The organism is Rhizobacter sp., assembly GCF_031412075.1.
Lineage (GTDB): Bacteria > Pseudomonadota > Gammaproteobacteria > Burkholderiales > Burkholderiaceae_C > Rhizobacter.
Genome location: NZ_JANOCG010000513.1, coordinates 1 through 5,122, shown reverse-complemented (window position 1 = coordinate 5,122; position 5,122 = coordinate 1). Strand labels below are relative to the sequence as shown.

General features: G+C 66.7%; 7 protein-coding genes. 5 read left to right on the top strand and 2 right to left on the bottom strand.

The annotated features are described in order from the left end of the window. The 3 genes from RMO40_RS18985 to RMO40_RS18975 all read left to right on the top strand — a co-directional run. Nucleotides 1-811: LysR substrate-binding domain-containing protein (locus RMO40_RS18985; RefSeq protein ID WP_309724719.1), on the top strand; the 811-nt coding region annotated here is incomplete at its 5' end. 334 nt (nt 812-1,145) lie between these two features. Further along, entirely contained in the window at nt 1,146-1,433 is a 288-nt protein-coding gene (locus RMO40_RS18980) for a hypothetical protein (protein ID WP_309724717.1), read from the top strand. Nucleotides 1,434-1,475: 42 nt separating this feature from the next. Next, entirely contained in the window at nt 1,476-1,676 is a 201-nt protein-coding gene (locus RMO40_RS18975) for a hypothetical protein (protein WP_309724716.1), read from the top strand. 71 nt (nt 1,677-1,747) lie between these two features. Here RMO40_RS18975 and RMO40_RS18970 read toward each other — a convergent pair whose 3' ends face one another. Further along, entirely contained in the window at nt 1,748-3,292 is a 1,545-nt protein-coding gene (locus RMO40_RS18970) for an amidohydrolase family protein (RefSeq protein ID WP_309724715.1), read from the bottom strand. Nucleotides 3,293-3,464: 172 nt separating this feature from the next. Further along, nucleotides 3,465-3,608 carry a hypothetical protein gene (locus RMO40_RS18965; RefSeq protein WP_309724712.1) on the bottom strand — a complete coding sequence of 48 codons (144 nt, stop codon included), beginning with the start codon at nt 3,606-3,608 and terminating at the stop codon, nt 3,465-3,467. Between RMO40_RS18965 and RMO40_RS18960 the strand changes: the two genes are divergently transcribed. Continuing rightward, nucleotides 3,607-4,662, top strand: coding sequence for an ABC transporter substrate-binding protein (locus tag RMO40_RS18960; protein ID WP_309724710.1), 1,056 nt, complete (start codon nt 3,607-3,609; stop codon nt 4,660-4,662). The two genes, RMO40_RS18965 and RMO40_RS18960, sit on opposite strands and share 2 nt — an antisense overlap. 162 nt (nt 4,663-4,824) lie before the next feature. Next, a partial coding sequence (locus RMO40_RS18955) for a porin (protein ID WP_309724708.1) occupies nt 4,825-5,122 on the top strand: 298 nt, incomplete at its 3' end.

Genomic DNA, 5,122 nt, shown 5'->3' with positions numbered 1-5,122 from the left:
CGCTCGCAAGCTGGGTTTGACCCAGCCCACGCTGAGCCGCCAGGTGGCGGCCATCGAGCAGCGCATGGGCGTGACCCTGTTCGAGCGGGTGGGCAAAGCCATGGCGCTCACGCCCACCGGGCTGGACCTGCTGGAACATGCGCGCGCCATGGGCACAGCCGCCGAGGCCCTGGGGCTTGCGGCCACCGGCCGCTCGCAGGCCGTGGGCGGTGTGGTCTCGGTCTCGGCCACCGACATGGTGGCTGCCCACCTGCTGCCCCCACTGGTGCGGCTACTGCGCGAGAAGGAGCCGGGCATTGCCATCGAGGTGATCTCCTCCAACGCGCTCAGCGACCTGCTCCGTCGCGAGGCGGACATCGCCATACGCCATGTCAAGCCCGAGCAACCGGATCTGATCGCCCAGTTGATCCGGGAGGCGGCGGCCAACTTCTACGCGTCGGAAGACTGGGTGAAGGTCCACGGCCATCCGCGCCACGCCGAAGACGCGGCCCATCTGCCCTTCGTCGGCTCCGATCGCTCAGGCCAGTTCCTGGCCTACATGCGCCAGCATGGCCTGCCACTTTGCGAGGCGAACTTCAGCTGCTACTCCGACCACTCGATGGCCAACTGGGCCCTGGTGCGCCACGGCATGGGCATCGGCGCCATGATCGACGAGATCGCCCGCGACACCCCGGGCATCATCCGGGTGCTCGACGACGTGCCGCCCGTGCGCTTCCCGATCTGGCTGGTCACCCACCGCGAGCTTCGCACCTCGCGGCGGATCCGTGTGGTGTTCGAAGCGCTGGCGCAGGGGTTGGCTTCGGGCAACTGAGCCAGGCAGCAGTTTTCCCTGGGGTGGGGCTGCGATGTTGTTCTGAAAGAGGTGGGTGGAACCGGAGAAGTGCCACCGCCGCCTTGAGTCGGCGGCCCCAGTTCGGCCGATCGAACTGCAGAGGTACGAAGCGCTTCGGCCCTGCGACAAGTGACGCAAGGTCCTGACCGGCATTGGGGGCAGTAGCCCCTTCGAGCCACCGTCGACCCATGGCGGTGCACTGTGGAACCGGTCATTGACGTTGCGATTCCCCTGATCCATCGGATGACTGGAACTGGCCGTATGCGACCACAGAGCGCATCCGCAACGGCAAGCGCGAGGGCAGGTCCAAGTGATGCCCAACCATGATCAAACCACCCATCTCCGCATCTCCTGGGCCCAGCTGCCCCCGCCGATAGCCACTCCACCGGGCCGCCTCGCCCACATGGAGAAGATCGGCATCGCAGCCAGCCTCACCATCGCCACCCGCGGCGCCTCGCAGCTCGAAAAACTGCGCCATACAGACAACTGGCTGCTGGAGACCACGCTGCAGGTGGATCGCCTGTCTGACCAGCTGGCCGAGGCAAAGGCGCACGCCCAGACCATCGAGCAGCGGCGCAGTGCTGGTGGGCGAGGTGGGTGAGGCCATGGCGCGCATCGTGGATGCGTGGGCCAGGTGAGCGAAATGATCGGCGGTTTCCACACCGCGGCGCAGCACCAGACGACCGGGATCCACAGCGTGAACAAAGCCATCGTGCAGTTCGACGGCATGACGCGGCAGAACGCCGCGCTGGTGGAGCGGTCGGCCGCCGCGTCGATGAGCCTGCGCGAGCAGACGCGCCGGCTGGCCGAGACGGTGGCGGTGTTCCGCCTACAGGCCGCCTGAGCCTGAGCGGCCTCAAAAAAAGCCGGTCCCCGTCAGCTTGCACAGAGTGGGGGCCGGTAACGCTGAGAAACTCAGTGCTTGTGGGTGGTGTCGATCACCGCGCTCGCATCACGCAGCGGTGTGGCGGCGACCGTGGCGGCCACCTTTTCTTTCATCGCGTCGAGATCGCTCTTGGAGAAGTACTTGCCGGCGTTCACCACGCCGGCGATCTTCGACAAGTTGCCCACGGCTTGCGTGGGGTTGGCATCGAGCAGCACGAGGTCGGCGTTCTTGCCGGCTTCCACCGTGCCCATGCTGGCCTCGCGTTTCAGGAAGCGCGCACCGTTGAGCGTTGTGGCCTGCAAGACTTCGAGCGGCGTGAAGCCGGCCTTGGACAGTTCGGCAAACTCCTGGTGCAGCGAGACCCCTGGGATGACCCAGATGCCGCCGAGGTCGGAGCCGGTCAGCGTCTTGGAGGCGCCGCCGTTCTTGTGCCACAGCGCGAGCGCTTTCTCGAACGACGCGTACGACTTGCGGAAGGTGGCCGGCGTGCTGGCCGGCTCCAGCTGCGTGAACTCGTTGGCGAGCTTGGTCCACAGCGCCTTGGTGGTCGGGTCGACGTACTTGAGGTTCGGGTCTTGCATGAACTGCGGCGCATCGCTGTGGGTCATGGTGCGAAGGCGGATCATCGTGGGCACCTGCCAGGTCTCCGATTGCGCGAGCGCCTTGGTCACGCTGTCGCAGGTTTTCGGGTTGTAGGTGTCGATGGCCTGTTGCACGTAAGGCGCGTCTCCGGCGCTGAAGCGGATGGGGCTCACCGGGTAGGTGGGCGGGAAGGGCGTGGGCATCTTCGCGCCCTTGCCGGCCACCAGCGCGGCGCGGATGTTGGCCTGGTCGTCGGCGCAATCGAGCGCGATGCTCCAGATGCCGCCCAGGTGCTCCATCGCCTTCATGCCGCCCTTGGCCATGTCGAGCGCGGTGCCGCCTGGTGAGAGGTGGCCGGCCACGTCGAGGCCTTGTGCCTTGGCGGCTTGCAGGATGGCGGGCAGGGCCTCGGGCCCGGCACCCACCAGCTTGACGAAGCTGCCGCCGACGGCCTTGGTGGCCATCACCGCAGCCGCGCCACTCGCGGCCGTGGCAGCGCCCACGATGGGTGGGCCGGGCACCTGCAGCACCTCGGGTGCGTCGACCTGGCCGGTGGCGCGCGCGGCGTTGAGGCCCTTGGCCGCGCCGATCAGCGGCGGTGCGCCGGCCATCTCGCGGATGCCGGTCACACCAAAGGCGATGAGCATCGGCCACTGGGGCGCCTTCATGAAGACGGCAGCGGGGAGGGCGTGCGTGTGCATGTCGAGGTAGCCGGGCACGACGAACTTGCCGCTGGCATCGATCACACGGGCATTGCCGCTGGCGTTGACGGCGGCGCTTGGCAGCACCTGCTGGATCTTGCCCTGGTCGATCACCAGGGCCTGGCCGGTTGTGGCCGCGCCAGTGCGCGTGTCGATGACCGTGACGTTCTGCACGACGGTGCCGCTCGTCACGTTGACGGTGGTGGGGTGCCGGGTTGGCGAATTGCAAGCCGTGAGGCCGGCAACCACGGCGGCACTCGCCGCCGCAATGGCCCGCATGGAACTGCGCATCTCTGTCTCCTTGAGTCGGTGGGGTGGCTTGCGAGAAGCCTGTCGAACTCTAGGAGGGCGTTGCTGCCTGCAGAAGATGCCAAAAGCGGCAGCGCGATCACGCTGAGGCATCACGTGCCCTGGTTAACACCGAGTGGCAGTGCACAGATGTCGACGCGGATCGGCATCGACATCAACCTCGCGCCATCTTGGCGCGACATGCCGCCGTCTCTATCGTCCGCACGCATTCGAACGACAAGGAGACAAGCTTGCGCACGACATCGATGATGAGACGAATGGCGGTTTTGCTGTTGACCATCACCACAGTGACTGCCATGGCCCAGGACATCGTGGTCGGGCAGATCGCGCCCCTGGCCTTGCCCGAAGCGCAGCAGCTCAGCGAGGGCACCAAGGCCTGCATCGACCAGATCAACCGCAACGGCGGCATCCGCGGGCGCAAGCTCGCGTTCTTCACCGTCGACGACGAGCTGAAAACACCGCTCGTCGCTGACAAGTTCAAGCAGGCGATGGCACGCAAGCCGGTGGCCTTGCTCAACGTGATGGGCTCGGGTTTGCTGGGCGCGCTGCTCGCGACCAAGGCGCTCGACAGCAACGACGTGGTGATCCTCGGCGCCATCCCCGGCGCCGAGGCCTTCAGGCAGCCGGGGCATGAGCGGCTCTTCCATATCCGCTCGGGTGACAAGGCGCACCTGGAGCGCATCCTCACGCACAGCCAGACGCTGGGCATCAAGAACATCCACGTGCTCTATCAAGACGTGGGCATCGGCCAATCGGGCGTGGCGGTGCTGAAGGCCGGCGCGCAGAGGGTGGGTGGCATCCACATCACCTCGACTGTGAGCACACTGGAGCCAGCTTCGCTGGCCGAGGCGGTGCAGAAGTCTGCGGCAACACCGGCGCAGGCTTACATCGTGATCGGTTTTCCCAACTACATGGCCGACGCGCTCGCCCGGCTGCGCGAGGCCGGTGTGCGCCAGGCGGTGTTTGCGCTCGGCTACCTCACGCCCGCGCTCGCGGTGAAGACGGCCGGGGTGGCCGGCGCGCGTGGCCTGGGCCTCACGCAAGCCATCCCCAACGCCAACGGGCGTGTGCTGCCAGTCCAGCGTGAGTTCCAGGCGGCGATGCGGGTCGCCAACCCCAAGCTGACGGAGTTCAGCTCATTTCACCTGGAGGGCTGCATGGCGGCGCGCGTGCTGGCCGAAGGCTTGCGACGTATCGATGGCAACCCCACGCCCACGGCCCTGGCGCGCGCGCTGCACAACATGGGCGAGCTCGACTTCGGAGGCTACAGCGTGCGCTTCGGCGACGGCCAGGTCGGCAGCGTGTGGAGCGACATCGGCGTGATGTCGGAGACGGGGCGACTTCTTTTTTAGAGCCGCAGTGTTCATCTGTCACCCGGGGAAACCGCGAGATGCGCGAGGGGCATCGAACCCCGCCTTTCTCCATCTTCTTGCGGGCGCTCCCCGTCCATAAAGTCCCGCCGCATGTGATGACAACGAATGCATCACGCCCATTTCAACCACCGGAGACAAGCCTTGAACATACGCCACACCCTGCTCGCCGCTGCCGCCCTGGCGTCGCTGCCCACGCTCTCGATGGGCCAATCGGAAAGTAGCGTCCAGATTTACGGCCGCATCGAAACCTCGGTGAACCATCACAAGATTTCGTCGACGGCCACCACACCGTCGACCCGCCGCAGCTTCGTCTCCGCCGACACGCCGTGGTTGGGCTTTCGAGGCACCGAGGCCCTGGGCGACGGGTGGCGCGCCTTTTTCAAGATCGAGCACGGCTTCTTGTCCGACACCGGCGCGATGGCCTCGCCGGTGCCGGGCC

Bases quoted from the DNA above. Each gene is read 5' to 3' on its own strand.
- RMO40_RS18960 (WP_309724710.1), top strand. From the start codon at position 3,607: ATGGCCCAGGACATCGTGGTCGGGCAGATCGCGCCCCTGGCCTTGCCC.
- RMO40_RS18965 (WP_309724712.1), bottom strand. From the start codon at position 3,608: ATGGCAGTCACTGTGGTGATGGTCAACAGCAAAACCGCCATTCGTCTC.
- RMO40_RS18970 (WP_309724715.1), bottom strand. From the start codon at position 3,292: ATGCGCAGTTCCATGCGGGCCATTGCGGCGGCGAGTGCCGCCGTGGTT.
- RMO40_RS18975 (WP_309724716.1), top strand. From the start codon at position 1,476: ATGATCGGCGGTTTCCACACCGCGGCGCAGCACCAGACGACCGGGATC.
- RMO40_RS18980 (WP_309724717.1), top strand. From the start codon at position 1,146: ATGCCCAACCATGATCAAACCACCCATCTCCGCATCTCCTGGGCCCAG.